25 protein-coding genes and 1 pseudogene are annotated in these 25284 nt (G+C 51.3%); 17 read left to right on the forward strand and 9 right to left on the reverse strand.

Annotated elements, in window-relative coordinates:
* Positions 1 to 40: 40 nt before the first annotated feature.
* From IX84_RS31165 to IX84_RS17475, 10 genes are all read left to right on the forward strand, one after another.
* Positions 41 to 676 carry a DUF1826 domain-containing protein gene (locus IX84_RS31165; RefSeq protein ID WP_052516135.1) on the forward strand — a complete coding sequence of 212 codons (636 nt, stop codon included), beginning with the start codon at positions 41 to 43 and terminating at the stop codon, positions 674 to 676.
* A gap of 171 nt (positions 677 to 847) precedes the next feature.
* Positions 848 to 2041, forward strand: coding sequence for a GTP-binding protein (locus IX84_RS17435; RefSeq protein ID WP_044223595.1), 1194 nt, complete (start codon positions 848 to 850; stop codon positions 2039 to 2041).
* 69 nt (positions 2042 to 2110) lie between these two features.
* Positions 2111 to 2845 carry a cupin domain-containing protein gene (locus tag IX84_RS17440; protein WP_044223597.1) on the forward strand — a complete coding sequence of 245 codons (735 nt, stop codon included), beginning with the start codon at positions 2111 to 2113 and terminating at the stop codon, positions 2843 to 2845.
* A 4-nt stretch (positions 2846 to 2849) separates the two neighbouring features.
* Entirely contained in the window at positions 2850 to 3272 is a 423-nt protein-coding gene (locus IX84_RS17445) for a MerC domain-containing protein (RefSeq protein ID WP_044223598.1), read from the forward strand.
* Positions 3273 to 3279: 7 nt separating this feature from the next.
* Positions 3280 to 3837: a hypothetical protein gene (locus tag IX84_RS17450; protein WP_152605113.1), complete on the forward strand. Its 558-nt coding sequence runs from the start codon at positions 3280 to 3282 to the stop codon at positions 3835 to 3837.
* The gene (locus IX84_RS17455) at positions 3815 to 4690 is read left to right on the forward strand and encodes a DUF4625 domain-containing protein (protein WP_044223600.1); all 876 of its coding nucleotides are present in this window, start codon (positions 3815 to 3817) and stop codon (positions 4688 to 4690) included. The genes IX84_RS17450 and IX84_RS17455 overlap by 23 nt, the downstream gene beginning before the upstream one ends.
* Entirely contained in the window at positions 4690 to 5658 is a 969-nt protein-coding gene (locus IX84_RS17460) for a CobW family GTP-binding protein (RefSeq protein ID WP_044223602.1), read from the forward strand. Before IX84_RS17455 ends, IX84_RS17460 begins: the two co-directional genes overlap by 1 nt.
* 76 nt (positions 5659 to 5734) lie before the next feature.
* Positions 5735 to 6433, forward strand: a complete 699-nt coding sequence (locus IX84_RS17465) for an ABC transporter ATP-binding protein (RefSeq protein WP_044223604.1) — start codon at positions 5735 to 5737, stop codon at positions 6431 to 6433.
* A 3-nt stretch (positions 6434 to 6436) separates the two neighbouring features.
* The gene (locus IX84_RS17470; RefSeq protein WP_044223606.1) at positions 6437 to 7846 is read left to right on the forward strand and encodes an ABC transporter permease; all 1410 of its coding nucleotides are present in this window, start codon (positions 6437 to 6439) and stop codon (positions 7844 to 7846) included.
* 13 nt (positions 7847 to 7859) lie between these two features.
* Positions 7860 to 9269: a hypothetical protein gene (locus IX84_RS17475; protein WP_044223608.1), complete on the forward strand. Its 1410-nt coding sequence runs from the start codon at positions 7860 to 7862 to the stop codon at positions 9267 to 9269.
* Positions 9270 to 9715: 446 nt separating this feature from the next.
* Here IX84_RS17475 and IX84_RS17480 read toward each other — a convergent pair whose 3' ends face one another.
* From IX84_RS17480 to IX84_RS17505, 6 genes are all read right to left on the reverse strand, one after another.
* Positions 9716 to 9985 carry a hypothetical protein gene (locus IX84_RS17480; protein ID WP_152605114.1) on the reverse strand — a complete coding sequence of 90 codons (270 nt, stop codon included), beginning with the start codon at positions 9983 to 9985 and terminating at the stop codon, positions 9716 to 9718.
* 305 nt (positions 9986 to 10290) lie between these two features.
* The gene (locus IX84_RS17485) at positions 10291 to 11598 is read right to left on the reverse strand and encodes an IS1380 family transposase (protein WP_044223612.1); all 1308 of its coding nucleotides are present in this window, start codon (positions 11596 to 11598) and stop codon (positions 10291 to 10293) included.
* A 43-nt stretch (positions 11599 to 11641) separates the two neighbouring features.
* Positions 11642 to 11866, reverse strand: coding sequence for a hypothetical protein (locus IX84_RS17490; protein WP_044223614.1), 225 nt, complete (start codon positions 11864 to 11866; stop codon positions 11642 to 11644).
* Positions 11867 to 11878: 12 nt separating this feature from the next.
* The gene (locus IX84_RS17495; protein WP_044223616.1) at positions 11879 to 12898 is read right to left on the reverse strand and encodes a hypothetical protein; all 1020 of its coding nucleotides are present in this window, start codon (positions 12896 to 12898) and stop codon (positions 11879 to 11881) included.
* Between the two features lie 3 nt (positions 12899 to 12901).
* A complete protein-coding gene (locus tag IX84_RS17500) occupies positions 12902 to 14887 on the reverse strand; it encodes a TonB-dependent receptor plug domain-containing protein (RefSeq protein ID WP_044223618.1) in 1986 nt (661 codons plus the stop codon).
* A 110-nt stretch (positions 14888 to 14997) separates the two neighbouring features.
* The gene (locus IX84_RS17505; RefSeq protein WP_044223620.1) at positions 14998 to 15336 is read right to left on the reverse strand and encodes a winged helix-turn-helix domain-containing protein; all 339 of its coding nucleotides are present in this window, start codon (positions 15334 to 15336) and stop codon (positions 14998 to 15000) included.
* Positions 15337 to 15429: 93 nt separating this feature from the next.
* Between IX84_RS17505 and IX84_RS17510 the strand changes: the two genes are divergently transcribed.
* From IX84_RS17510 to IX84_RS17540, 7 genes are all read left to right on the forward strand, one after another.
* Positions 15430 to 15834: a hypothetical protein gene (locus tag IX84_RS17510; RefSeq protein WP_044223622.1), complete on the forward strand. Its 405-nt coding sequence runs from the start codon at positions 15430 to 15432 to the stop codon at positions 15832 to 15834.
* 156 nt (positions 15835 to 15990) lie between these two features.
* A complete protein-coding gene (locus tag IX84_RS17515; RefSeq protein ID WP_044223624.1) occupies positions 15991 to 16344 on the forward strand; it encodes a hypothetical protein in 354 nt (117 codons plus the stop codon).
* A gap of 35 nt (positions 16345 to 16379) precedes the next feature.
* Complete coding sequence (locus IX84_RS17520; protein WP_152605116.1) at positions 16380 to 16787, forward strand: hypothetical protein; 408 nt, start codon at positions 16380 to 16382, stop codon at positions 16785 to 16787.
* Positions 16784 to 17428, forward strand: a complete 645-nt coding sequence (locus IX84_RS17525) for an SCO family protein (protein WP_044223628.1) — start codon at positions 16784 to 16786, stop codon at positions 17426 to 17428. The genes IX84_RS17520 and IX84_RS17525 overlap by 4 nt, the downstream gene beginning before the upstream one ends.
* Positions 17429 to 17442: 14 nt before the next feature.
* Entirely contained in the window at positions 17443 to 18486 is a 1044-nt protein-coding gene (locus tag IX84_RS34635) for a superoxide dismutase (RefSeq protein WP_081968830.1), read from the forward strand.
* Positions 18487 to 18680: 194 nt separating this feature from the next.
* The gene (locus IX84_RS17535; RefSeq protein ID WP_044223630.1) at positions 18681 to 20939 is read left to right on the forward strand and encodes a TonB-dependent receptor domain-containing protein; all 2259 of its coding nucleotides are present in this window, start codon (positions 18681 to 18683) and stop codon (positions 20937 to 20939) included.
* Between the two features lie 161 nt (positions 20940 to 21100).
* A complete protein-coding gene (locus IX84_RS17540; RefSeq protein WP_044223632.1) occupies positions 21101 to 22660 on the forward strand; it encodes an ATP-binding protein in 1560 nt (519 codons plus the stop codon).
* Positions 22661 to 22708: 48 nt separating this feature from the next.
* Here the strand turns inward: IX84_RS17540 and IX84_RS32995 are convergent.
* From IX84_RS32995 to IX84_RS31170, 3 genes and pseudogenes are all read right to left on the reverse strand, one after another.
* A pseudogene (locus IX84_RS32995) lies at positions 22709 to 23102 on the reverse strand (ribosomal maturation YjgA family protein).
* 17 nt (positions 23103 to 23119) lie between these two features.
* On the reverse strand, positions 23120 to 24268 hold the full coding sequence (locus tag IX84_RS17550; RefSeq protein WP_044223634.1) for a hypothetical protein: 1149 nt from the start codon (positions 24266 to 24268) through the stop codon (positions 23120 to 23122).
* A gap of 109 nt (positions 24269 to 24377) precedes the next feature.
* Positions 24378 to 25064 (reverse strand): DUF4058 family protein, encoded by a 687-nt coding sequence (locus IX84_RS31170; protein ID WP_052516139.1) that lies wholly within the window; start codon positions 25062 to 25064, stop codon positions 24378 to 24380.
* Positions 25065 to 25284 lie beyond the last annotated feature (220 nt).

The following is a 25284-nucleotide window of genomic DNA, read 5'->3' on the forward strand; positions in this document are numbered from 1 at the left end:
TACTTTTGCAACAACGTTGCATTAATTAAACCTATTGTCCATGCTCAATGAAACCGTGTCAATTACAGGCTGCCTGCAGAGCGAAAACCGTGCTGAATTGCAGTCTATCCATCAACCGGAATACCAGGCTGGCATCTGGCGCAGGGCGCTCCCTGCAGCACTGAGCGAAGCTTCACTTGAGCTGCTGAACAGCAGTTGGGAGAGCTTCCGTTTCTCGGGGCCGGTGGAAGAGCTTCCGGCACAATTGGAACAGGCTGGCATCCACCCCTTGCTTAAAGCAGAGGTGCTGAGTCAGGCTACCTGGTTTGCTGAATTGATGGAGAATCAGCCTTTGTGGCTCTTCTTCGGAAAAGTGCAGAAAGACATGTGCCGCCGCTTTCACACCGACATCAATACCCTGCGGTTGCTGTGCACCTATTATGGCCCAGGAACCCTATGGGTACGCCCCGATGCGATTGACCACCAGAAAGCGGCAAAGGGGACAAACGAAGAAATGGTCAAAGACCCCGATGGGGTGTTTCAGGCGGGTACCGGCGAGGTTTTACTGATCAAAGGGGCGCTGCATGAGCAAAGCCAATACGGGGCAGCCCTCCACCGCAGCCCGGCTGTGCAGCAATCCGGGGAGTCCCGCTTACTGCTGCGTATCGACACCGGAGGAGCATTTAACTTTTCTTAGACTGTGTTGGGAATTCGCTTTTGGAGCGAATGAAGTCAAATTTTATTCTGAACAAGGCGCGATGATGGAGCCTAGCCTGAGCTAAGCGACTGAAGAGCAACGAAGTGCAGGATAAAATTTGGCAAATGCAGCCCAAAGGGTGAAATCCCAACACAGTCTTAAAAACGGATTATGCAAAAATTACCAGTTACAGTTCTCAGCGGCTTCCTGGGCGCAGGCAAAACGACCCTGCTCAATCATGTCCTCCACAACAAGGAAGGGCTAAAAGTCGCGGTGATCGTCAATGATATGAGCGAAGTAAACGTGGACGCCCGCCTGGTAGAGGAGGGCAATACCCTCTCCCGCACCGAGGAGAAACTGGTGGAGATGAGCAACGGCTGCATCTGCTGCACCCTTCGGGAAGACCTGATTGAGGAGGTCGCCAAGCTGGCACAGGAGGGGCGGTTTGATTATTTGCTGATTGAAAGCACGGGGATTTCTGAGCCGCTGCCCGTCGCACAGACCTTCTTCTTCGATAGTGAAGAGCTAAAGGTCAATTTGTCAGAAGTTAGTGAGCTGGATACGTTGGTTACCGTGGTGGATGCTTTCAACTTCCATCGGGACTTTGGCAGTGTAGATACCATATTCTCCAGCGAACTCAATGATGACCCAGCTGATCAGCGCACCATCGTTAATCTTTTGGTTGACCAGCTTGAATTTGCCAATGTCATTTTGCTCAACAAGACGGATTTGGTAACGGAAGAGCAGGCGCAGGAACTCGAGGCGCTCATCCGCAAGTTCAATGCGGATGCCAAAATTATCCGCACGCAGCACAGTAAAGTCGCCCCCTCAGAAATCCTGAATACCAAGCTTTTTGATTACGAGCGCACCAGCCAATCTGCCGGCTGGATCAAAGAACTGTACGAGGAACATACCCCTGAAACCGAAGAGTATGGGATCTCCTCTTTCGTCTTCCGGGAGCGCCGCCCCTTCCACCCGGAGCGCTTCTGGCAATACCTCAACCGCGACTGGCCCGCCACGGTCGTGCGGAGCAAAGGCTTGTTCTGGATCGCCTCCCGCCCGGATGACGCCATGAACTGGAGTCAGGCCGGGGGCTCACTGCGCGCTGAAAAGGCCGGGGTATGGTGGTCGAGCATGCCCTACAGCCAACGGATCAACCACCCCGTTTTTGTAGAGAATAAGGAATTTATCGAAAGCCGCTGGGATGCAGACTGGGGCGACCGTAAAACGGAGCTGGTGCTGATTGGGCAGGACATGGAGGAGCAGCAAATCCGCTCGGCGCTCTCCGAATGCCTGCTGACGGATGAAGAGGTAAAGGATTGGGAAAGGGGGAAGGCATTTGTAGATAACTGGCCGGTCTGGTAGATGATAAAGCTCATTGATTTGCAACCCTGTTGCACTTATATTCCGGGCATTCATCAAAACTTAACACGTATGAAAATCAAGCTATTTATTGCAGCCTCCTTTCTGGTCTTCCTTTGGAGCTGCCAATCATCTGGAACAGACAATCAACAGGAACAAACAGCAACAGACTCGCTGGCCCAGGCAGCGGATACAGAGCTGCCAAGCCGAATGGCGACCACCGTTCTTGAAAACCCTTACATCCGGGTCAAGGAAATGACGCTTTCCCCGGGTGCTGATCAGCCCCTGCACGAAGGTGGTCCACGGGTGGTGTACTCGCTGACCGATTACAAAATGAGCTGGCGGGAAGGCGAAGGCGAACCTGCCGAGAAGTCCTGGTCGACCGGCGATGTCCACTGGCACGATGCGGGTACCCATGCCGTCACAAATACCGGGCAAAGTGAGGCTGTGTTCCTTGTAGCCATGAGGACGGATGAAGCATTGCCCGCCTGCGACGAAGAAAAGGCTTTGGATAATGACGTGAATAAAGTAAGCCCGGACAAGGCCGAAGTCCTTTTTGAAAACGAGCAGGTTAAAGTCACCAAAGTCACGCTGGAAGCCGGGGCGGAAATCCCCGAGCACTCGGGGGCTAACCGGGTCATTTATGCCCTCAGCGACTACCGCATCAACTTCGCTTCCGACAAAGAAGGTACAGGGGAGCATAGCTTTGAGGCCGGGCAAGCCCACTGGCACGAGGCTTGTACGCACAGCCTGTCCAATACGGGCAGTACGACGGCAGTATTTTTAGTCATCGCATTCAAAAATTAGGAATATGGTATTCTCGATTAGAAGAATAGATTCGGATGTAGTTGGAGCCTGGGCCAGTGGGTTATGTGCAGTGCACTGTGCGGCAACGCCCTTGCTGTTTGCAGCTCATGCCACAGCCCACGCCGGCGGGGAGCACTTGCGCGAGTCAGGAGCACTGCCCTGGTATTGGGCAGGCCTGGACTGGGCTTTTCTAGCCTTAGCTTTTGTCGCGGTTTTCTTTGCTTCTAAGCGAGCTACCACCTCCTGGATAAAGTGGGGGATGTGGGGGGCACTGTCGGTCATTGCCGCTGTGATTGTCTCAGAGACGTTTGAGCTGCATCTGGTGAGCCATGCCTTTATGTATGTAGGGGCTTTTGCGCTGATTGGGCTTCATGTGTATAATCACCGGCAGTGTCAAGCCTGTAGTTTGGAAGGTCAAACTGAATAAGTTGATTATGGCTCCTAGAATATATTTGTCATTGCTTTTGCTCATTGCTTTTGCCTCTTGTTCGGACGCTCTAGACCAAACTAGAGCGGTAGGGGAGTCTTCCGTGGCGAGCGGGGTAGAGGCATTGCCGACCGTTGCACAAGTTAGCTTGGACAGCAGTGCCTATCAGTGGGAAAATGGCCACATATTGCTCACTTGGAGGATGCTAAGCAATGTACAATTCGAACTGGAGTATAATGAAGATTTGGAGGCTGAAATCCCAATGCCTCTTTTTGGCGAATCAGTGAAGAAGCTGAACGGCAAGCCAGTTCAGGTCAAGGGTTATGTCATTCCAATTAGCGAGTTAAACGGCCCATTTACCATACTGTCCGCCCTGCCTTACAAACAATGCTTTTTTTGTGGAGGCGCGGGGCCTGAAACAGTCATGGATATTTTTCTGCAAGAAGGAGAAAGCCGCCACTTCAGTATGGATGAAACCACAACCTTCCGGGGACGTCTAAGGCTGAACAGCGATGATTTTGATTACCTAAACTATATTCTGGATGATGCGGAAGTCGTGGATTGAAAAATTGTTACTGATTTCAATTTTAGCAGGCACTTTGACCCTGCTGTGGAGCTGTGATCCGGCTGTTGTTGATGTAACGCCCCCAAGCGTACGTTTGCTGGAACATCAGCCAGCTTCTGCCTCGGCTATGATCTGCGGGCAACAAGAGGACACCGTGTTTCAGCTAAAGGGAGGGGATACCCTGTATTTTCGCATCGAATTTGATGACGATGTCGCCCTTTCGGAATACAAAGTTGATATCCACCACAATTTCGACTGCCACGGTCACGGAGGAGGGGCTGCACCCGGATTCTCTCCGCCCACTCAGGAAGGGCTAACCCAAGACTGGTCAGTGCTGGAAACTTATCCTTTACAGGGTAGCAAAGATCAGGTTGAGCGTTGGCTGGTGGTCCCGGAATCGGTCACTGCTGGTAATTACCATTATCATATTCAGGTATTGGATGAGGCCGGGAACGATAGCCCGTTCACGACATTCTACAGCCTGCAATTGCAAAACCCTGCAGATACGCAAGCCCCGTCTATACGGGTTGACACCCCTGCAAGTTCCAGCTTTTCCGCCTCCAAAGGCGAGACCATTCGCTTTTCAGGCCAGGTGTCCGACGATTTACCGCTTTCGCAGGGCGGTAATGGCCTGCTTTTTGTGACGTATACAGACCTCCGTTCCGGCAATACCTTTACCACTTCGGTGGTAGAACCTTTTACTGCTGATATGGATAAGGATTACTTTTTCGACGCAGCACTCAACATTCCATCTACTTTGGTCGCCGGTGATTTCCTCTTTACCGTACGTGCTCATGATGGCGTACGGAATGTAGCCAAGCCTGTAGAATTTCAAGTAAAAGTTACAGACTAATGCGTACTCCAGTTACCATAATAACCGGTTTTTTGGGAGCTGGAAAGACCAGTCTGCTCAATCATCTCATTGGGCAGCACCCGGATACCCGCTTTGCGATCATTGAAAATGAGTTTGGGGAAATTGGCATCGACAACGATCTTGTGATACAAGACAGCAGCGGCGATGGCATCTTTGAGTTGTCCAACGGTTGCATCTGCTGCGAACTGAACGATGAGCTGCTGAAGACACTCGGCCGTCTAGTCAGATCGGGCAAAACTTTTGATCATCTGCTGATTGAAACGACCGGCATGGCTGAACCGGATGGCGTAGCCGCTACCTTTATGGCAGATGTAGCAGTACAGGAGTACTTTAGGCTGGATGCTGTAGTTTGCGTTGCGGATGCAGGCCAAATTGAAGATATGCTGGAAGAACGGGAAGAAGCCCGGCGACAGCTTGCTTTTGCGGATGTGGTGGTACTGAACAAGCAAGGCTCCGTCAGCCCGGCTTACCTGGAAAAAGTCCAAAGTTTTTTGGCTCAATCCAACCCTTTTGCAGAAATCTACCGTGCCGATTATGGCAAAGTATCTTCTACCATAATGCAGCAAGGAGCCTACGAGTCGGAAGCCGCCCGGCAGAAATTGATACGTGCAGTACAAGAAGCGGCAACCCATGGCCATCACCATCACCACGAGGGAGTAGAAGCCCACAGCTTCACGCTTACCAAGCCTTTGGATATGCTGAAGTTTGTCCACTGGTCGAAGTTCCTGCTCCTGATGTACGGTAAAAACATCTACCGTATCAAGGGGATACTGCATTTTCAGGCCGAACCCCAGCCGGTAATTTTCCAATCTGTCCGCACGCAGTTCGCATTCGACCGTTTAGAGGCCTGGCCAGATGGCGCAGCCCCAAACAGCCGTATCGTATTCATCGCCAACAACGTTAAGCGGCAGGTGCTGGAAAAGGGGCTTAATAGCTTACGTGCATAGGCAGGTAGTTAATGGGGGTGTGATGATTCCACTCCCCATCAACTGCCAGTATTTCAAACGCTAAAAACCTATTACAATGATACAAGCCTTCAACCTCAGCAAATCCTTCAACGGGCAGCCTGCCCTGCGGCAATTAAACCTGTCTGTAGCACCGGGTGAAATTTATGCCCTCCTTGGTGCCAACGGTGCTGGCAAAACCACCACCATCAACCTGTTCCTTCACTTTCTGGAGCCCGATGAGGGGGAAGCCCGCATCGATGGAATGCCGGTGGCGGAAGACCCGTGGACTGCACGTGCCCGCATTGCTTATATCCCGGAGAACATACAGCTTTACCCACACCTGAGCGGCATAGAAAATCTGGCCTATTTCTCAGCGCTGTCCGGGCAGAAGTATACCACCGCAGCCTTAGAACGATTTTTGACGCAGGCCGGTCTAGAGCCGGAGGCTCACCGGAAGCAAGCCCGCAACTACTCCAAAGGCATGCGGCAGAAAACCGGTATTGCCATTGCCTTGGCCAAAGAAGCCAAAGCGATGCTGCTCGACGAGCCTACCTCCGGGCTGGATCCCAAGGCCAGTAATGAATTTGCCCGGCTGCTGACGCAGCTCAGCGAGCAGGGCATGGCGGTACTGATGGCTACCCACGACCTGTTCCGGGCTAAAGAGACAGCCACCCGGATTGGAATTATGCGGTCGGGCCAGCTGCTGCAGGAATTACAGCCCTCTGAAATTGGCCACACCGATTTGGAATCCCTTTACCTCCAACAAATGTCCTAACTCATGGTACGACTGATTCTTAGTAATGAGTTAAAAGGGAGCCTGCGCGACCGCCGGGTACAATTGCTGGCGGGTTTTACTGCCTTGCTCTTGCTGCTTTCTGCCTGGTCAGGCCAGGGGACTTACACGCATCTGGCCGATGCCCGTGAGCAGGCTGCTGCAAAAGCAGAGGCGGAATGGGACAGCCTGGGCGCCTACAACCCCCATAGTGCTGCTCACTTTGGCACCTACGCCTACCGCCCGCTCGGGCTACTCCGCATGCTGGATGCCGGCGTACAGCCCTTTACCGGTGATGTACTGAAGGTGGAAGGCCACGTTGCCAATGAAGCCCTCTACGCGGAAGCTTCCCGCAGCTCTTCCCTGATGCGGTTCAGCGCTTTTCAGCCCGCTTTGGTCTTGCAGGCTATTGTGCCTCTGCTGCTGATCTTTCTGGCTTTTGGCAGCATCGCCCGGGAGCGGGAAACCGGCACACTAAAAATGCTGGTGCTTCAGGGCGCATCCTTCCGGCAATTGATGGCCGGCAAAGCCTTGGCTTACTGGATCATTAGCCTGGGCTTGTTGCTGGTAACGGTATTGATCATGGCTATGCTCTACGGCGGGCAAATGGCGTGGGATACCTTTGCGCTGTTCATGCTCGCCTATGCGCTGTATTACCTGCTGGCCGCTCTGCTCTCGGTTTATGTTTCCGCCAGAGCAAGGCGGAGCAGCGGCGCATTGGCGGTATTACTTGGTGGCTGGCTGCTTTGGGTCTTTATCTTACCCAAATTGGCGGCACAACTGGGCCAAAGCCTGTACCCCCTGCCAAGCCGTATTGTCTTTGAAGAGCAGATGCGGGAAGACCGCAAAAAAGGGCTGGATGGGCACAACCCTTCCGACGAGCGCCGCAAGGCACTGGAGGAAAAGGTGTTGGCAGAATACGAAGTAGACTCCATAGAACAATTGCCCATCAATTTTGACGGCATCGTCATGCAGGCGGATGAGGAGTACGGCAATCAGGTGTGGGATAAGCACTTCGGCGATTATTACCAGACTGTACAGCAGCAAAACAAGGTCATTCAGTGGGTCTCTGCTCTGGCGCCCTTCCTGGCTGTGCGCAACCTGAGCATGGCACTGGCCGGCACAAGCCTGTACGATCACCTCCACTTCCAGCAGTCGGTAGAAGATTACCGGCGGGGCTGGGTCAAAGCGCTGAATGACGAACACGCCTACGGGGGCTCAAAAACCGGCGAATGGGGCTGGAAAGCAGAAGCCGCGTTTTTTCAATCCATGGAGGACTATACCTACGAGCGCCCCGGGCTCAGCTGGTCGCTTGCCAACCGCTGGCCGGAGATCGTCGTGCTTTTGGCCTGGCTGTTGGTGGCCGTAGGCTTAGTCGCCTTTTCCCGAAACCTATCTGTATTAGACCAGAACTAAAACCCTCGGACCTATGAATATCAAAGGTATTTTGACCATGGAATGGGTGCAGCTGCGGCGTTCTCCAATGCGCTGGTCGGCTATTATCTTCTACCTCGCACTGGGGGCTTATGCCGTTTTTTCCGGTCAGCAATACGTACAAAAGTGGGCTGTTGCAATAGATAAAGTGGAGTCGGAAGAAAGAGAGATGGCAGAACAAGCCCTGGCGTGGTATGCAGAGGGTGTCAAAGGGCCGGAAGACCGTGAATGGGTGGATATACAACAGCCCCTCTGGGCTTCCTGGTATACCGGCAGTTACCTCTGCAAAACCCCAGCTCCTTTGGCAGTGGTGAGCCTTGGCGTTTCAGACACGCGGCCCAATTACGCCCGCATTACCCGCTTCAGCAGCCCTTTCGATACACGCAACAAACCCGAGCTGATCAATCCGGAGCAGCTGATGGCGGGGCATTTCGACCTGGCCTTTGTGCTGGTCTTCCTCAGCCCCTTGCTGTTGCTGCTACTGAGTTTCGACATCCTGGGCTACGAGCGGGACGAAGGCATGTTGCCGCTAATACGCCTGCAAGCCGGTAGCCTGGCTGGCTGGGCAGGTCTCCGTGTGGGTTTTCAATGGAGCCTTGCATTCGCTGCAACGGCGGTTTTGTGGCTAATGGCAGCCTGGGCAGCCGGCAGCTGGGGGCTGTCGCTTTGGCTCGGATTGTTGCTGAGCGGGTTGTACCTGCTGTTCTGGAGCGGGATAATATTGCTTGTCCTGTCCATGCGGCAAGGCCTTTCTTTCAACGCCCTCACCCTCGCCGTTTTATGGATGGTGGTCAGCATTTTACTGCCGGCTGCCGCCAATTTGTGGGGGCAGGCGCAGTACCCGCATGATTACAGCACCGAGATAACGGATGCACAGCGGGCAGACCGCTACGCCCTTTACGATAAGGAGGCGGAAGAACTGGAACCCCAGCTTTTTGAGGTCTTTCCGGAAGCCCGCCACAGTGCCTACGTGCAGGATACCGTGCGCGACCCCCTCATTGACCGCCACTACTACGATGCGGCCGGGCTCTTGCTCAACGAAGCAGCAGCGGCGGAGGCGGTTGCCACCGAAGCGGGGCGGGAGCGCCTGGCACGGCAGTCGGCCTTGTACAATCCGGCCTATGCCATGCAGATGGGGCTGGATGCAGTTGCCGGCAATAGCTCGGCTGCTTATCTGGCTTTCAATGCGGACATCAGTGCAGCTGTAAAGGCTAAGGTGGGACAGCTATTGGCGTTCGCTTTGGCAAAAGAACCGATGGATGCCGAAAAATTCCAGGTACTCCGTCAGACGGTAGGTTCTAATCCGAACTATGCCAGGCAGATACCGGGCAGAAGCTGGCTGGTGCTGTTGCTGTACACGGTGCTTATTGGTGGGATTGGTGTTTGGCGGTTGCGGAAAGGATAAGTTTCAAAATATTGATTTTAAAATACATAAGCATGTATTTGATAGTTAAAGTTAGCCAGTGATTTTTGAGCCTGTATCGTCTAATGCAAATTGTATTTCATAACGGCCATTTTTGTGGTGTCAAAATCAGTATCAAATTTGTTCCCGGCAGGACTCCGATCGGTGTAACAATCCCTTGACAAACTCTTTCATCCTTGTGCTTGCCAGTGTAAAGCTATGCCTATTTTTATTATTAAGATGTACAGAATAGCCCTTATATCGATATTATGCCTCCTTGCCGTCGTGATTTCAATCAGACTCATGAATACCGATCATCAGGTTAAAGGAAGTTGCCCTCATTCATGGTAAGCAAGGGGCAGGAAGAAGGAATAAGCCTCGCTAACTTTTGGCGTATTTACAGGGGGCTTCCGGCAGTTGGCAGCCGTGTTGAACGTGGGCTTGTAGCCCTATGCAGGCAAGGCTTCCCCCATCCTGATATGCCTGTACTCCTCGATACCAAGGTAATGGGCTACTTTTTCTACCATGTGCTCCCGGACTACGAGCAGCAGCCTTCCGGAAGCGGCGCCGCTTTTGTAATGCTGAGCGAGCTTGGTAACCGCCGGCTCTAGCCCATCGCCCGCGACTTCGAGCTTGCCGACTTCGTCAACGACCACCCAGTCGTAATTTTGGCGGCTATCCTCCAGCAAGGTTTGCCGGGCCATTTGCATCGCGCCCATGCCAAAATTGAATTTACAGATGCTGACCATTTGATCAGCGGGGGTGTGCTCTGCTTCCGTTTCGCTAACCCGGATTATTCACGGCATGGAGTTGAAATTAAATTTTAACTCCATGCCGCGCTGATTTTATCAAAACTACTCCTTGGCTCCCGGTTGGAATAGAATTAAATTTTCCTTCGCCAAGAATTTTTTCTCATTTTGCCGGAAAAAAGCCGAAAATGATGAGCCAAGGGCATAGCCTTCCCTCCAGGGCTTGCCCCCTGTAGAAAAAACCCCCTCCTTGTTGACACCTGGCTGGCGAGCCACTAACACTGCATCATCACTTCTCGGAACAGGTTCTGTTGGGAAAAGGCTCGCGAAAAACGAATGTGTATCCTGCGAACCGTTTCATGAACCTGGGCAGCTACTTTTAGCAGATATAGCCGGATAGACTGTACCGACCAGGCCCAGGCTTTGGCATGAGCCGTTTTCCGGATCAGTCCCCGTAAATTGCGCAACAACTCATAAGCCAGGCACGACAGCATTAGCCGGAAGAAGTTGGCACTGAAACGATGGCAACTGAGCCGGTCTGAAAAACACATGTTCTTCACTTCCTTGATCCGGTTTTCAGAGGCCTCTCCGCGTTGCACATAAAAATCTTTGTATAGCTCTTCGGCATCGTCGTCGGCAAAGTTGCTAACGATAAAACGCAGATTCATGCCTTTGCCCGTCGATTCAATTTTGGCATATACTTGCTGAGGGTTATCCCAGGAATCAGCCTGGTAACTGAAGGGCCCTACAAACTTTTGATGCCGGGCCCCCTTTTGCCCATAGTGCTTATTGACCCAGTCATAAGATTTCCGGACCGCCGCTTTCAGGCGGGGGTTAGATGTAAGGCCAATGCAAAAATCAAGGTCTTGCTCCTCCACTACCTCATAAAAACCAGGGCAGGAAAAGCCGCCATCAGCCCGGACGATGATTTGAATATCCCCAAAGCGCTGGCGGATTTTCCTGGCGATTACCCGCAAAAACCTGTCATTCCATTTATTGGAGTGTACGTTGCCGGGGCGCAATACCGGCAGGATGATTTGCCCCGTTTCCCCATCTATATAAAACAGCTCATTGAGCATCCACTGCCAGTAGTAGCCGTGAAACAAACTGCCCTGCTGATCTCCATGGGTAGGGTCGTCGGTACAATCCACATCAATGATCACATACTCTTTATCAGTGGGCAAACTAGCCACATACCGGTCAACCCACCACTCAGCCAGCCGGTACACGGCGCCCATGTTCAGGCTGTTTTCCAGGCGGCTCAGCGTTGGTTGAGAACACAAGCCGTTATCCATTAGAGCTTTCAGCAAGGGGTCTTCCTTGAGGTAATCTACATCATTACAATCTTCGTAACCGCAAGCCAGCAGCATTACCCGTTGCATTATCAGCTCTTCAACACTGTAAGTGATCAGCTCAGGGTCGCGCCGGTCGGGGACCTGCTCACTGAACGCTTTGATCAATTTTGATCTTCTCGCCAGTTTGTACAGAAGGCTAAAGCCTCCATCTGAGCTGGTTTCCTGGCCCGAAAAATCGAAGGTGTATTGTTTTTTATTCTGATAAAAAGCCGTATTTTTATTACTCATTTTTGGGTATGGAGTTTTTATATTTTTTGAAGCCTAAGCAACTCTAATATAAGAACTTATACCCTTTTTTTATGCCTTGCCGTGAATAATCCGGGCTAATCTGATAAGGATGCAACTGACGGTCGCGCAGGGTATACAGACGGCGTAGTCCGTCTATATCTGGTGCAAGTATCCCTCCAATATTGTTGCGGTTGGCCGCCCAGTTCATCAGTTCGGTGGTTTTGCCGGTATTGACCGGTGCAGAGAAAATTACAATTTTAGATTGCATAGTTCAAGGATTTTAGTAATTCAAGGTATAAGCAATGGTACGGATCAGCAGGGCTCTCCACCGTGCCAATCCTTGCAGGGCGCGGGTCTCTTTCCAGGCTGTTTTTATGAGTTGCCGGAAAGCCGGCAGCATGTCCATGGCCTCCTGTACTTCTTTTTCGTAGCTCTTTGCCTGCTTTCGCAGAAACCGCCGAACTAGCCACATCACGGCGGGGCTGAGCAGAAAGTACCAGATTCCGATAATGGTAAAGGTACGGACGATTAGCCAAATGGGCGACCATTGCGACTGTGCGGCGGGCACCAGGTAATAGGTGGAAGTCATAAATAGCAGCAGGCCAACAACAGACCAGGCCCAAGGTTTTTTCCAGGCAGGCTTGCGTTCTTTGGCTGGCAAATCCGAAAGCACCTCTATTGTTGCCGGCAGGCTAGTCTGTTGCGCTTCCTTTTCGGCTTCTTTGGGCAGCCAGCCGGCCACCCAGCCCACTGCTAAACCTACCAGCGCATAGACACCTACATATAGCCCAATTAGCCAGGTGCTACCCGCTGCGCTGCCCTGCCCCAATAGTTGCATTTTGCGCAAAATGTAGTCTATGAATAAGTCAATGGACTCCCATAGAGGCATGCCAAACAACAGAGTCGTGATGAGCAGTTTTTGCAAAGCCGCTTCCACAAGAGCCAGGAAGCCGAGTAGAAAGGCAGCAAGCCGGAAGGAGGGCAGTGTGCTGAAGAGCAGTGCTCCCAGCATGCCCTGAAAGCTTACGGCGACATAGGCTGGCAGAGGGGCATGCGGGCTCACAACGGCTTTGATAATGAGGACGACCAACAGTGCTTTTGGGATATCCCGCGCGGGCTTTTCTGACCAATAGGCGATCAATGCAATCAGCAGTACTGCACTGCCGCCTACAAAAATGCCGGTAAACGGGCTGCGGAACAGGTGCAGCAGCCCGCCTAAAGCGGCCTCATTGAGCGCCCATAAGGCGGTTAGGCGCAGCAAAGCTTTGGATCGCTGATTATGATTAGAAGTGGTTGGCATGGCCTAGGGGTTTTGGGCAATCAGGGTCAAAAAGAAATTACGGCCCGCTTCAGGGAACCCTTCTACCAGTTCATAATGGTTATCCAGCAAGTTGTTAATTCCACCCTGTAGTCTGAGCCAGGGCCTAATCGTGGCTTCCGCACTTGTATTTACTAAAGTGAAGGCATCGGCAGTCACTCCATAACTCTGACTGAAGCGGCGGTCATTGTATTCGGCGCTGAGCAATACCTCCAGCGGAGACAAGGGCTTGAAGGTGCCGTAGACGAAAACCTTGTGGGGCGGCACATTAGTGAAGCGAATGTCCGGCCGGTCTAGGTTTTCCTGTTCTATGTAGCTGTAATTGGCCCCCAAGCCCAGGTATTCCGCAGCCTGGTAGGCGAGGGATAGCTCCGCGCCTCTGAAACGGGATGAGCCGGTATTTTGCAATTGGAACAGCCCGCCCTGTACATTGTCTACTTGTTGGATTGTATTGGAGAGGTTGGACTGATACAAATTAGCCTCAAGGCTAAGGCGGCCGTCTTTCAACAGCCGTGCCTGATACGATACTTCGAGGTGCAAAGCGGCTTCTGCTTCCAGCTCGGGGTTGGGCAGTGCGCGCCCCAAGCGGTAAGAGTAGCGGTCCTTGATTGTAGCAAAACGCGTTTTCCGGGCAGCTGTGAGTCTAAGGGTTTGCCCCTTACTGAGGTCGTACCACAAACCAGCCTGTAGGTTTAAGGCCGCATTATCATTAGGCTCAAAAGACACAATCCGGTTTTCATCGACCAGATAATCTTCCGCAGCTATACTACTGCGCAGGTTGTAACTCATGCCCGAGCTGAGCCGCAATCGTGAATTCAGGGATAGCTGATCCTCCAGGGCAATGGAGAAGGTATTATCTGCCATGCGCCGCTGCGGCTCGCCAAGGTTGTTCTCCCGGTGGGTGTCATGTTTGAAGTATACTGCGGCCTGCAATTCGTGGCTCGGGGAGAACTGTGTGCTGAACCGGGCGTTGCCGCCATAAGCGTAGTCATCGTAAAAGCTTTGGAAAGCAAAAGGCCGCTCCTGAGTGGTATACGTGGCGTCATCGTAGCTGAACAGCGCATTTTCGAAACGGTCGTAATAAAGGCGCACACTCACCGAGCTTGACTGCCCGATTTGTGTATTGGACAGGAAATACAAGCTCTCCTTGTTCCAGAAAGGCCAGTCCCAAAACCGGATACGGACATTAGGGTCGGTACCGGTGTAGGGTGGGTTGCCTTTTACCCCTTCCTGCCGGACATAGCCAAGCGCATATTCATCGGTGTCATTAGGCCGGAAGCCGGCTTTTAAGTTGATCTTGAAATCTGAACGCCCGGCTTTTTCCCGGTTACCGCCGTCTTCTGTTTCTACCGGTTCAAAATCAGCAGATAAAGGGAAAGTAACCTGCTCCAGGTAGCTCAAATTGCCTTGCAGGTACCATTGCCCAAAGTTGCTTCCCACATTGGCACTTAAGCGCTGGCCCTCACCGCTAAATATCCCCAGACGGGCATCGTATTCCAGCTTTTTATCCGGCTTTCGGCTAACGAGATTAATCGCGCCACCCATAGTATTTGGCCCGTAAAGCACAGAGGAAAAGCCTTTGTCGACCCGCACCGAAGATAGGTCTGCAGTGGTAAAACGGGCGAGGTCCACGTACCCGTCGTAGGGTACATATACCGGCACGCCGTCTATGAAAACCGGCACCTGCCTAAGATCGAAGCCTCGGATGTACACCACCGATTCGTTTCGGGGGCCCACATTGGCTAAAGTGACCCCAGGAAGCAGGTTTAAAGCGGTTGAGGCTTGCAAGCGGTTAAATTGTTCCATACGCGCCACGGATATGGTATGGAATGTATCATTCATGCGGTTCGCTTTGACCAGCACCTCGCCCAGTTCAAACGTGGAGGAGGTTAGGCTTGGCAGGCTGTCGGCTGTTTGCCCGGCAAGCAATACCGACTCAAGGAGAAAAAGGAGTAGGGTTGAGTATCGCATAAGCTACAGTTTTCGAGCTGCATTTAAATACAGTTCGATGCAAATATATGCGATATGAATTGAAATGCAAGTCGAAAATAGCTGTAAAAAATTCAAGCTGCCAGTAATGATTAGAACCGGCTCTGTTCGGTTTCAAGCAGCTGCTGTACTTGGTTCCTTACTTGTTGGTAGTGCTCAATGATCTGCAGACCGTACTTGCTGATAGCAGCGCCCCCTTTAGACGCCCCCCCTTTCCAGGTCAGGATGGCTTCTTCTTTGCCTAGCCGGTTAATTTCGCGCACCAGGTTCATAGCTTTCCGGTAGGATAGCCCCATATCGCGGGCAGCTTCAGCGATAGAGCCGGTCTGCTGAATACGCTGCATAAGCTCAATACGGCCCGGGCCTAGAAAGTCTTCCCCATCGCGCTGAACAATAATACGGATTTTAATACTTGTTTTTGCCTTACTCATGTAGTGATGTGATCTTATCGCAAAGCTAAGCAATTCAGTATAACAAAGCTTTGACGAACTATTCCTTACCAGCGCTTGCCAGTTTAACAAGCTATGCCTATTTTTACAATCAAGATGTACAGAATAGCCCTCATATCGATATTATGCCTCCTTGCCGTCGTGCCCGCACTTCGGCTGAGCATCATTTACGGCTGTTATGAACTCAACAAAGAGCACATCACAAATACCTATTGCGTCAATATCGATGAGCCTGTACTGATGTGCAGCGGCAAATGCTATGTCAATGACATCATTGCAGAGTCTTCTGCGGATGACGGGGCTCAAGCTCCCCTGCCCGTGGCAGATGACCTGCGGCCAATTACACCTTTCTTTCCCGAAGGCTTCTGCTGCGCTGCAATAATTGCAGTACGGGACGGGCAGCCTTTGCCTGCTATCTTCACCGAAAATCTTCACCACCGGCTCTACGCAGCCTCAATCTTCAAGCCTCCCCGAGCCTGACCTTACCGTCACTCCTGAATTTTTATTGGTTTCGCTGAACCGCTCACGGCAGCAGGCAGATGTCCTGTAATGCATAGTATCCCTATTGTAAACATTGATATTGTTGTCAAGGAAGGTTTGTGCAGTCTGTGGTGAAGCGGTAAAAACTAAAACACAATGGGTTTTATCAATTACTTGATGGAGCTGCCGCTCCTCACACAAGCGGGTATTGCGGTGAGCATCATACTCGAATTATTGCTTTTGTACCAGGCCATTCGAATGTATAGCGTAGCCCGCCGTTATCGGTATGCCATGCTCAATCAGCCTTACCCTGAGCCGGCCCGGGCAGTATGGGCTCAGCACTTGTACAGCCGGCTGGGCAAAGCGGTTTACGCGGTTCTGGGTTTCCCGCTGTCCTTTCTTTTCGGGCACCGAAATTTTGACCGTTTTCAGCTTGCGGCATTGTATGCCTTCATTGGCTTGGCAAGCTTGGCTGTCTATTTTTTTATACAACTAAATGTCATAGGGTAAGCCGTATCAACCTTTTGGCATTCAAACTGAATAATATGCGTACAACATTCCAAATGATGTGGGGCATCATGCTCCTGTCGATGCTCGCTGCCTGCGCAAAAGCGCCTCAGCAAGAAGGCAGCAGCCTTTCCGATGACTGGTCAGCGATGATGGCCGTGCACGACGAGGTCATGCCCAAAATGAGCAACATCGCCCGCCTTAAAAAACAGCTGAAAGGAGATACCACCGCCCGCTCAATGGTATTGGAGCTAACTAAAGCTGAAGATGCAATGTGGGAATGGATGCACAACCTCCGGCATGAGTCTGATGTGATGAAAATGCCGGAGCCGAAAGCAAAAGCCTACGTGGCCAAAGAGCTTCAGCGCATCGAGGCTGTAAAAGCGCTGATGCTGAAAAGTATAGCAGAGGCAGAAGCTTATCAACCCTCAACAATAGTACAATGAACCAATTGCGCCTTTTCATACTACTTGTGACCGGGCCCTTCCTGTCTGCCTGTGAAGGCGGGCAGGAGGGCCCTCTTCCTGTCTTGGGCAATAAATACACGGTAGGAGGAGACACCGTTTTTCACGAGATCGCCGATTTCCGTTTTGTCAATCAGGACAGTCAATGGGTGACAAATGCGACTTTTCAGGACAAGGTCTACCTGGCAGACTTCTTCTTTACTTCCTGCCCCACTATTTGCCCCAAGGTGAAAAAGCAGATGCTCCGGCTGTATAATAAGTACGAGCAGGACTCCCGGGTCTTACTGCTTTCACACTCCATAGACGTCAGAAGGGATACCGTGGGGCATCTCAAGCGGTACGCTTCTAATCTGGGTGTAAAAACAGAAAAATGGCACTTTGTCACGGGGTTGCATGATGAAATCTACGAGATGGCGGATGATTACTTTAGCACGGCTAAGGTCGACGCTGAAGCGCCTGGCGGCTTTGACCACAGCGGCCTAATCATTCTCGTGGATGCCAACCGGCACGTCCGGGCTTACTGCGATGGGACCGACGCTGCATCTGTCGGTCAATTTATGGAGTATATTGACAAACTGCTCAGGGAAGAGTATGCCCCTGCCCTTGATCCTATTGTAAACTAAAAAACATGATTACCATGCATAAAAGAACATTTCTCAAACAAAGCGGGCTGTTAGCCGGTGCCGCGATTCTTTTCCCCTCAGGTTGGGCAAGCCTTGTCGCCCAGACCAAGCTGTTCTCATCTGATGACCCATTTAAGCTCCCTGAATTAGGGTATGCCTATGATGCACTTGAGCCTTACATCGATGCCCGCACAATGGAAATACACCATGCCAGGCACCACGCAGGCTATGTCCGCAAGCTTAACACAGCAGTAAAGGGGACTCCGTACGCAGAACTGCCCCTCCGGCAGTTGATGCGGCGGTTGGCTCCATCCGATACTGCCTTGCGTAATAACGGTGGAGGGCATTACAATCACAGTTTATTTTGGAAAATCCTGGCCCCTTCAGCAGATACCGTACCCTCTCCCAATTTAAAGGAGGCCATTCAAAAGCACTTTGGCAGCATGGAAGGCCTGAAAGAAACCATGCTGAAGGCTGCAAAAACGCGTTTTGGCTCCGGTTGGGCCTGGCTGGCTGCTGATGCGGAAGGCCGGCTATTTGTTACCTCCACCGCCAATCAGGACAACCCCATGATGAGGCAGGTAGCCGATCAGCCCGGCTATCCCATCCTGGGTATTGACGTATGGGAGCATGCCTACTATCTGAAATACCAGAATAGGCGCGGCGATTACCTGGAGGCCGTTTGGAATGCTGTCAATTGGGAAGCTGTCAGCAAGCAATATGGTATTTCAAGCCACCCTTTTATCGTTTGGGAGACGCTGGATGAATTCCACAATATCATGGCCGCAACTTTTCACCCTCTGGAGGAAGGTGATTTACAGCCCATCAAATCCCGGTCTGGTGAATTGGCAGCAGAGGCGAAGCGACTAGCCAAAGGCCATATACCTGCAAGATTTGATGAGACAGGTGTCCAAGACAACCTAAAGGCACTGCGCAAGGACAGTGCCGCATTGCATAAGCTGGTTAAAAATGGCGGCAGCGATGAAGCCATCACCAAAGGCCTCAATGCGCTGCACGAGGTATTCCATCGCATCGTAGGCGCTTGCATGGAGGAATAATTCTTAGGCCATGTTGGGATTTTGGCCTTTTAGTCGAAAATGATTCATTTTTTGCTTAGGCGAGGCGCAGGTTCGGGATCATAGCAGCGCTATGAAGCTCGGTTCTGTAACGAAGTATTAGCAAAAAAGGGACATTTGCAGACCAATGACTAAAGTCCCAAAATGATCTTAAAAAGCAAAAAAAACAACACAACATGAAAATTCAAAATAAATTCGTTTTACTGCTGGCAGCTAGTTTCATGCTCAGTGTCAGCGTGTACGCTCAGTCAACCGAGACGATCCGCTTTCTGGACGAAGACACTTATCAGCCCATTACCGGGCTAACTTTTGAGTACGGGCAGCAGTCGGGCACTTCTGATGAAAACGGAGCCATCACTTTTACACTGCGGGAGGGAGAGACCATGTACCTGTCCCACCTCGGCTACGGCCGTTGGGAATTATCGCCTGTTGCTGTGCAGGAGATGGCTAAGGCTGGTGCGTACTACCGGCGCAGCGAATCGCAACAGCTCTACCCGGTTACCGTCATTGCGGTGCGCCCCGGGCAGCAGCCTGCTGATGAGGTAGACCTGGGCTATCAGGACTATATGCAGCACGACGCAGCAGCCATACTATCGCAAACAGCAGGTATGAGCAGCATCCAAAAAGCCGGCAACTATGGCTTCGACCCGGTACTACGGGGTTTCAAGTACGATCAACTAAATGTGGTACTCAACGGTGCCCAGAGTGCTACCGCTGCCTGCCCCAATCGCATGGACCCGCCTACCAGCCAAATGGCGCCCAATATGATGGACCGCATCGAGGTGCTCAAAGGGCCTCATGCTTTAAGGTACGGCACTGGCTTTGGTGCGACCATCAATTTTGTGCCCACCAACCTCCGCTTTACCGAGGAGGCAGATATTTACGGGCGGTTTTCCTCAGGTTATGAGGGGAATGGTGAAGTGCTCCGGGGCGAAAGCCAGGTCGGGTTTTCCGGGAAGCGCTACGACCTTGGGCTGTTTGCCGCCTGGTCGCAGGGCAATGACTACACCGCCGGAGATGGCTCTACGGTGCAGGCGGATTTCCGCCGGGGCAGCTTCGGCGCTAATCTGGGACTGAAGCTTGCCGACAATCAGCAATTGCGGATTTCGAGCCTGTACAATATCGCCCGGGATGCTGACTTTCCGGCCCTGCCCATGGATCTGCGCGAAGACGATACATGGATGTTCAATGCCCGCCATGATATCCGCTTTGAGGATGGTGCCCTACAGTCCTGGAACACCACCGTATTCGGCTCGTTCGTGGATCACCTGATGGACAATCTCCTCAAACCGCTTGACCCCAGAATGCTGAATGCGGAGACTGCGGCTACGACCTATAACTACGGCGGCCGTACTGAGGGGCTATGGCAGTTGAAAAATGGCAGGCTGTATACCGGTGCTGACCTGCGGGTGGAAGGTGCTTCCGGCATCCGGGTGCGCGAATTCCTGATGGGGCCAAATGCAGGGCGGACTTTCGAAGACGATGCCTGGCAGGATGGCCAAATCGCCAAAGCAGGCCTGTTTGGAGAATACCAGCAGCGGCTGGGCGCCTACCAATTGGTACTCTCTACCCGGCTGGAGCTGAATACCGCTTCAGTTGAAGAGGCCAGCCCGGAATTTACGGAAGTGTACACCGATACAGAGACGACGCAGTTCAACCCCAGCTTTAGCCTTGGGGTCAGCCGGCAAATCAGCGGGGAGGCAAAAATGGGCTTATTCCTCGGGCGGGCACAGCGCAGCGGCAGCCTTACCGAGCGCTTCATCAACTACTTCCCCGTAGGAATAGACCCCTTCGAAATGCTGGGCAACCCGCAGCTTTCGCCAGAGGTCAACTACCAGGCTGACCTGACCTTCGAGTGGCGCACGGAAGCTACGGCCCTTGAGGTCGATGTGTTTGCCGGGTATTTGCAGGATTATATTTCCTCCGTTATTGACCCCACGCTTTCCCCTCGGCTGCCTATGAGCCCGGGTGTACGGCAATTCATCAACATCGAAGAGGCCTTTAAAACGGGCTTTGAAGCCAACTGGACACAGCAGCTAGTGGCAGGGCTTCAGCACCAGATGTCCATTGCTTACACTTATGCGCAGGATATGGAACGGGACGAGCCGCTGCCCGAGATTGCGCCGCTGGATTTCCGCTATGCGCTTCAGGGCGCTTATTTCGGGGAGAAACTACATCCAGAAGTCTCTTTCCGGTATGTGCTGGAGCAAAACCGCATATCCACGGAGTTTGGAGAAACGGTAACCCCTGCGTTTTCTTTGATTGACCTCAAGCTGGCTTATCAGTTCACAGAGGCTTTCCGACTGAGCGCTGGTGTTAACAACCTGCTGGACGAAGCCTACTATGAGCACCTCAACCGGTCGGTACGGGGCACAAATGTGCCTATCCTTGCCCGTGGGCGTAATATTTATGCTTCATTGAATATTGTATTTTAGAGCGTTAGCTAATGGAGCAGCCGCTGTGCATTGTAGCAGCTGCTCCCCCTGGCTTATGGAAAGAGAAATCACCTATTGCTCCTTTCTCGATAAAACTGTACTACATTACAAGTAGTCCTGCATTTCCCAATGATTAAGCACTTTTCCGTATCTTTACAGGTATGAAAAAGTACCCGATCGGCATACAAGATTTCCGCAAGCTGAGAGAAGGTGGTCACCTCTATGTGGACAAAACAGAATCGATATTTCATTTGATTACGGAAGGTCAGTACTACTTCCTCTCCCGTCCCCGGCGGTTCGGGAAGTCCCTGCTGGTCTCCACCCTAAAGTGTCTGTTCCTTGGGGAACGGGAATTGTTTGATGGGCTATGGGTAGCAAACCGGTACGACTTTGAGCCCCACCCGGTGCTGCATTTTTCTTTTAGCGCTTTAGGGTATAAGGATATCGGGCTGGAAAGAGGCCTGCATCAGGCGCTCAATAATAAAGCGGAGGAAGCCGGGTTTTCCCTGACTCAGGAAGGCATCGGCCCGCGCTTTCAGGAATTGATCAAACGCCTGGCGGAAAATGGGCAAAAAGTAGTGCTGCTCATTGACGAATACGATAAACCGCTGGTGGATTATATCGATCAGCAAGAGCAGGCAGCGGTCAATCGTGATATATTGAAGAACTTCTTTTCAGTGATTAAAGATGCTGACCCGTTCTTACGCTTTTTTTTGATCACCGGGGTTTCCAAGTTTAGCAAAGTTTCTCTCTTTTCTGACCTGAACCACCTACAAGATATCACACTGGTGGAACGGTTCGAATCCATTGCGGGCTACACCCAAAAGGAATTGGAAACTTCTTTTGAATCGGACATTGAGCAATTAGCACAAAAGATAGGGAAGTCAACCACCGCGCTGCGGGAAGACATCAGAGTTTGGTACAACGGCTACAGTTGGGGAACGGAGACACGCCTGTACAATCCGTTTTCTATCCTCAACCTCTTTTCTGCTCAGCGCTTCGCCAACTATTGGTGGGAAACGGGCACACCTACTTTCCTAATCAAAAAACTGAGGACGGAATTTCAATACAACCTAAACGATCTGGTAGCTGGTCAGGTTATGTTCGAAAGCTTCACTATCAACGATTTGAATTGGCTGGCGCTGCTTTTTCAAACCGGCTACCTGACCATTCGGGATTACGACCCGGAGACCGGTCTGTACACCCTCGGTTACCCCAACCGGGAAGTCAGGGACACCATGCAGCAACACCTGCTGGCCGCCTTTCGGGAAACGACCAAAACGGATAGCCTACCCTTGCTGGTCAATATCAAAACCGCACTGGAACAAGGCGACTTAGAGCGCCTAATCGAACTCACCGATATCCTTTTTTCCACCATCCCTCATCAGATATTTCAGGAAAAACAGGAAGCCTTCTTTCACGCCATCCTGCACCTGAGCTTTTCGGGCATCGGCCTTTTCGTACAGTCGGAAGTCAGCACAGCCAAAGGGCGGGTGGACACGGTAGTCCATACTAAGGACTGCATTTATGTCATGGAATTCAAGCTGGACGGCTCCGCACAGTCCGCCCTGGAGCAGATTCGCGAAAAGCGATACGGCAGCCCCTTCCTGGACCGGGGCAAAGAAGTCATCGCCCTGGGCGTTAGTTTCAGCTCGGTAGAGCGGGCTGTCGCCGAATGGGAGGCCATAGCGTATTTATCTTTGTTAGGGCTGCTTGAATAATGAAATTTAAAGAGGGTTTGATATTGCCTAACCAATATTATTCCTCATTCAAGCTCCGTTTCTCTTGTTCCCTATATATTCCAAACCACACCCCGTCATCCCGCCTATTGCATAACTGACCAAATCACTCCACAAAAACCCAAAGCCCAGGATTAATCCTCCCAGCCTTGTCTGTCTGATTGCATCGATCCATTCCGCATGGTACAGCTGGCTGAATTCAATCAAAAAACAAGTGAGTATACTGATCAACGCGACCCTCTTCGAACTCATTTGCGGAAACAGGAAGCCGATAGTCCAGAAAATCATCAAGGCATAAAGAACGTCCCCTAAGTAGGGATAGATTAGCTCCGGGATAAAACGAGCCCTTGATGCGAGCCCAAGACCGATCGATCGTACAGATGACGAATAAAAGGTAAAGTATCCGATTTCGCTGAATCGGCAGGGAGTATACCATCGGTTTTAATTGCAATTACTGACAATCATCAATCCCTTTTGGCTGTAGATACAGAACCGGCTCCTGTCCAAATCAAAATTGATGCCTTGAAGGCAATGACCGATAGCATCTAGCTTTGAATCTTTGACGATTTTAATGTCATCGATGGTTAAGGTTTCTCCTGCGCGGGTTAAATCAATTTTTTGAATTCCTCTGCATCCACTAAAGGTGGTCGCTATATATAAAACCCCATTCTTTAATTCCGCATCACTGTACGAGGGAGCCATTAAGTCTACCAACTTCCATTGGCGCTCGCTTTCAAATTCAAAATCCTCTTTGTTTACGTAATTGTGCCATGTGGATGAACCGTAATCCCATTCAAGTATATCGGGAAAGCTTATTCCATTTTTTAAAACTGCAACCAATCGATCATCTTCAGTAGTTGTCCATATATAAGATTCATGGTGGCCAGCATTTAGTCCTGAATTAGAAGTATCAAAGATATTGATGATTTCACCAGCGCTGTTGTAATGGTATACCGCATCCGTGTTACCTCTGTTAAAAGCAATGATCTCGTTGTTTTTGAGCACTTTAAATGTTGATATTAATTCTTCCTGGTCTACTGTAATTTGTACAACACTATCCATGGACACCACCTTGTAAATGTGGCTCGCCGTCACCATTGACAGTTCCGGGCTGCTATGGAATCCAGTGAAGAATAGGCTGTTGTCTACTGTTTGCTCTAAGCTGCTGCAAGCGTATTCCGATATTTTTTGAAAGGAATCTGTGTCATCGCCCTCCACTGAGAAAATGCCAGACCAGGTACAGAAATGTAGGCTGTTCTCCTGTCTGTTCATTTCTGCAACATGCGGAGTCTCGGCTAGCAATTTTGTAGTCCCCAGGGGTATGGAATAGGCTTTTATCTGATGATCAAAATTTGTGTAGTAAACAACATCTCCGACCACCTCTAAGAACCGCACGGACTCGTCGTTTTGAATAAAATCTATAAGCCGGTATTCATCACAATCAAATCCATTTTCGGTCACAATATGGGCTTCCGGTAATTCATCCAGAATTACGATCAGCTCCTCGTTTTCATCATCAATATTGAGGTCACAGGCCATTAATAGAAGAGAAAGGAGTAAACACAGTGAGATGCACTTCTTTAAATTCATAATAAAAGGGTTTAGATTGAGGTTGTGTTTTGAAAAAATCAGAATGACCAACTGCCAAACTTATTACTAATCGTATTCATCTGGAAACAACTTGTGATGTCGTACTGTACTATCTCAACCGCCTCCCCAGCCCACTCTTCGCCAAATATTCCTGCAGGATATACTCCAACGGCAACGGCACATCCGCATCGGGCTCAAGCAAGGGCACGGGAATGGCAGGCAATGCTTCCCCCAAGGCAGCTGCCCAGACGTTAGCGAGGCTGCTTCCGGCACGTTGTACAGCCATCACATAATCGGCTTGATCCACCCGATCGTCCCGCCAGCGGCGCTTGCCCTGTGTCAGTAAATCAATTTCCACCAGGTGAATACCCTTTTCGGCAAGCTGCTCCTGCTTACGGCGGAAATCCTCGTAGCCGTCCCCCATTTTATTGGCAGGAGAAAGGATTTCAATGGTCGTGACCAAACTTTCATCTTTGTCCCGTATGGCTACATACCGTTGGGGGTGGCCTAAAACCTCTACGGAGAAAGAAGGTGGTTGCACCACTATGGCATCCGCATAGGGCGCTTCAGGCGATTCGGCCCGGTCAATACTGGCATCCGGGCGGTACTGCTTAGTAGCGCCGGATTCATCCGTCATAGACAGCCCGCGTTCCACAGAAATAGTGTAGCGCTCGGGAAGGCGTGGCGCCAGCCAATACCGGATATCCACGCATAATGAGGCGTACAGATCAGGGAAGTACCTGGGCTGCTCGAGGGTGGGGTGCATGCCGGTATGTTGTTTTTCATGCTTTGCCATCGTTTAAATATACCGTTTGCCAGGCAGATAGTCAAGCAGCTGGTGGTCTAAACACGGCTTTTCCGAAGATCGAAGGTGTTCATAATACAGGAATAAGACGTGAAGAACATTGCGGAAACTAGAAACCGGGTGATCATCGGCGATGCCGTCCTGTACGCTTATGCCATCCCAAAAAAGCAACAGCCCCCGCTGTGTAACGTAGGCTGTTGATGAAACTCTA

This window comes from Phaeodactylibacter xiamenensis, assembly GCF_000759025.1.
Taxonomy (GTDB): domain Bacteria; phylum Bacteroidota; class Bacteroidia; order Chitinophagales; family Saprospiraceae; genus Phaeodactylibacter; species Phaeodactylibacter xiamenensis.

Coding starts and splice junctions, on each gene's coding strand:
- IX84_RS17455 (WP_044223600.1), top strand. CDS start 3,815: ATGATGCGGAAGTCGTGGATTGAAAAATTGTTACTGATTTCAATTTTA.
- IX84_RS17495 (WP_044223616.1), bottom strand. CDS start 12,898: ATGCCAACCACTTCTAATCATAATCAGCGATCCAAAGCTTTGCTGCGC.
- IX84_RS17500 (WP_044223618.1), bottom strand. CDS start 14,887: ATGCGATACTCAACCCTACTCCTTTTTCTCCTTGAGTCGGTATTGCTT.
- IX84_RS17450 (WP_152605113.1), top strand. CDS start 3,280: ATGGCTCCTAGAATATATTTGTCATTGCTTTTGCTCATTGCTTTTGCC.
- IX84_RS34635 (WP_081968830.1), top strand. CDS start 17,443: ATGCATAAAAGAACATTTCTCAAACAAAGCGGGCTGTTAGCCGGTGCC.
- IX84_RS17550 (WP_044223634.1), bottom strand. CDS start 24,268: ATGAATTTAAAGAAGTGCATCTCACTGTGTTTACTCCTTTCTCTTCTA.
- IX84_RS17465 (WP_044223604.1), top strand. CDS start 5,735: ATGATACAAGCCTTCAACCTCAGCAAATCCTTCAACGGGCAGCCTGCC.
- IX84_RS31170 (WP_052516139.1), bottom strand. CDS start 25,064: ATGGCAAAGCATGAAAAACAACATACCGGCATGCACCCCACCCTCGAG.
- IX84_RS17520 (WP_152605116.1), top strand. CDS start 16,380: ATGCGTACAACATTCCAAATGATGTGGGGCATCATGCTCCTGTCGATG.
- IX84_RS17445 (WP_044223598.1), top strand. CDS start 2,850: ATGGTATTCTCGATTAGAAGAATAGATTCGGATGTAGTTGGAGCCTGG.
- IX84_RS17505 (WP_044223620.1), bottom strand. CDS start 15,336: ATGAGTAAGGCAAAAACAAGTATTAAAATCCGTATTATTGTTCAGCGC.
- IX84_RS17490 (WP_044223614.1), bottom strand. CDS start 11,866: ATGCAATCTAAAATTGTAATTTTCTCTGCACCGGTCAATACCGGCAAA.
- IX84_RS17535 (WP_044223630.1), top strand. CDS start 18,681: ATGAAAATTCAAAATAAATTCGTTTTACTGCTGGCAGCTAGTTTCATG.
- IX84_RS17435 (WP_044223595.1), top strand. CDS start 848: ATGCAAAAATTACCAGTTACAGTTCTCAGCGGCTTCCTGGGCGCAGGC.
- IX84_RS17470 (WP_044223606.1), top strand. CDS start 6,437: ATGGTACGACTGATTCTTAGTAATGAGTTAAAAGGGAGCCTGCGCGAC.
- IX84_RS17540 (WP_044223632.1), top strand. CDS start 21,101: ATGAAAAAGTACCCGATCGGCATACAAGATTTCCGCAAGCTGAGAGAA.
- IX84_RS17510 (WP_044223622.1), top strand. CDS start 15,430: ATGCCTATTTTTACAATCAAGATGTACAGAATAGCCCTCATATCGATA.
- IX84_RS17515 (WP_044223624.1), top strand. CDS start 15,991: ATGGGTTTTATCAATTACTTGATGGAGCTGCCGCTCCTCACACAAGCG.
- IX84_RS17460 (WP_044223602.1), top strand. CDS start 4,690: ATGCGTACTCCAGTTACCATAATAACCGGTTTTTTGGGAGCTGGAAAG.
- IX84_RS17485 (WP_044223612.1), bottom strand. CDS start 11,598: ATGAGTAATAAAAATACGGCTTTTTATCAGAATAAAAAACAATACACC.
- IX84_RS31165 (WP_052516135.1), top strand. CDS start 41: ATGCTCAATGAAACCGTGTCAATTACAGGCTGCCTGCAGAGCGAAAAC.
- IX84_RS17440 (WP_044223597.1), top strand. CDS start 2,111: ATGAAAATCAAGCTATTTATTGCAGCCTCCTTTCTGGTCTTCCTTTGG.
- IX84_RS17480 (WP_152605114.1), bottom strand. CDS start 9,985: ATGGGCGCGATGCAAATGGCCCGGCAAACCTTGCTGGAGGATAGCCGC.
- IX84_RS17475 (WP_044223608.1), top strand. CDS start 7,860: ATGAATATCAAAGGTATTTTGACCATGGAATGGGTGCAGCTGCGGCGT.
- IX84_RS17525 (WP_044223628.1), top strand. CDS start 16,784: ATGAACCAATTGCGCCTTTTCATACTACTTGTGACCGGGCCCTTCCTG.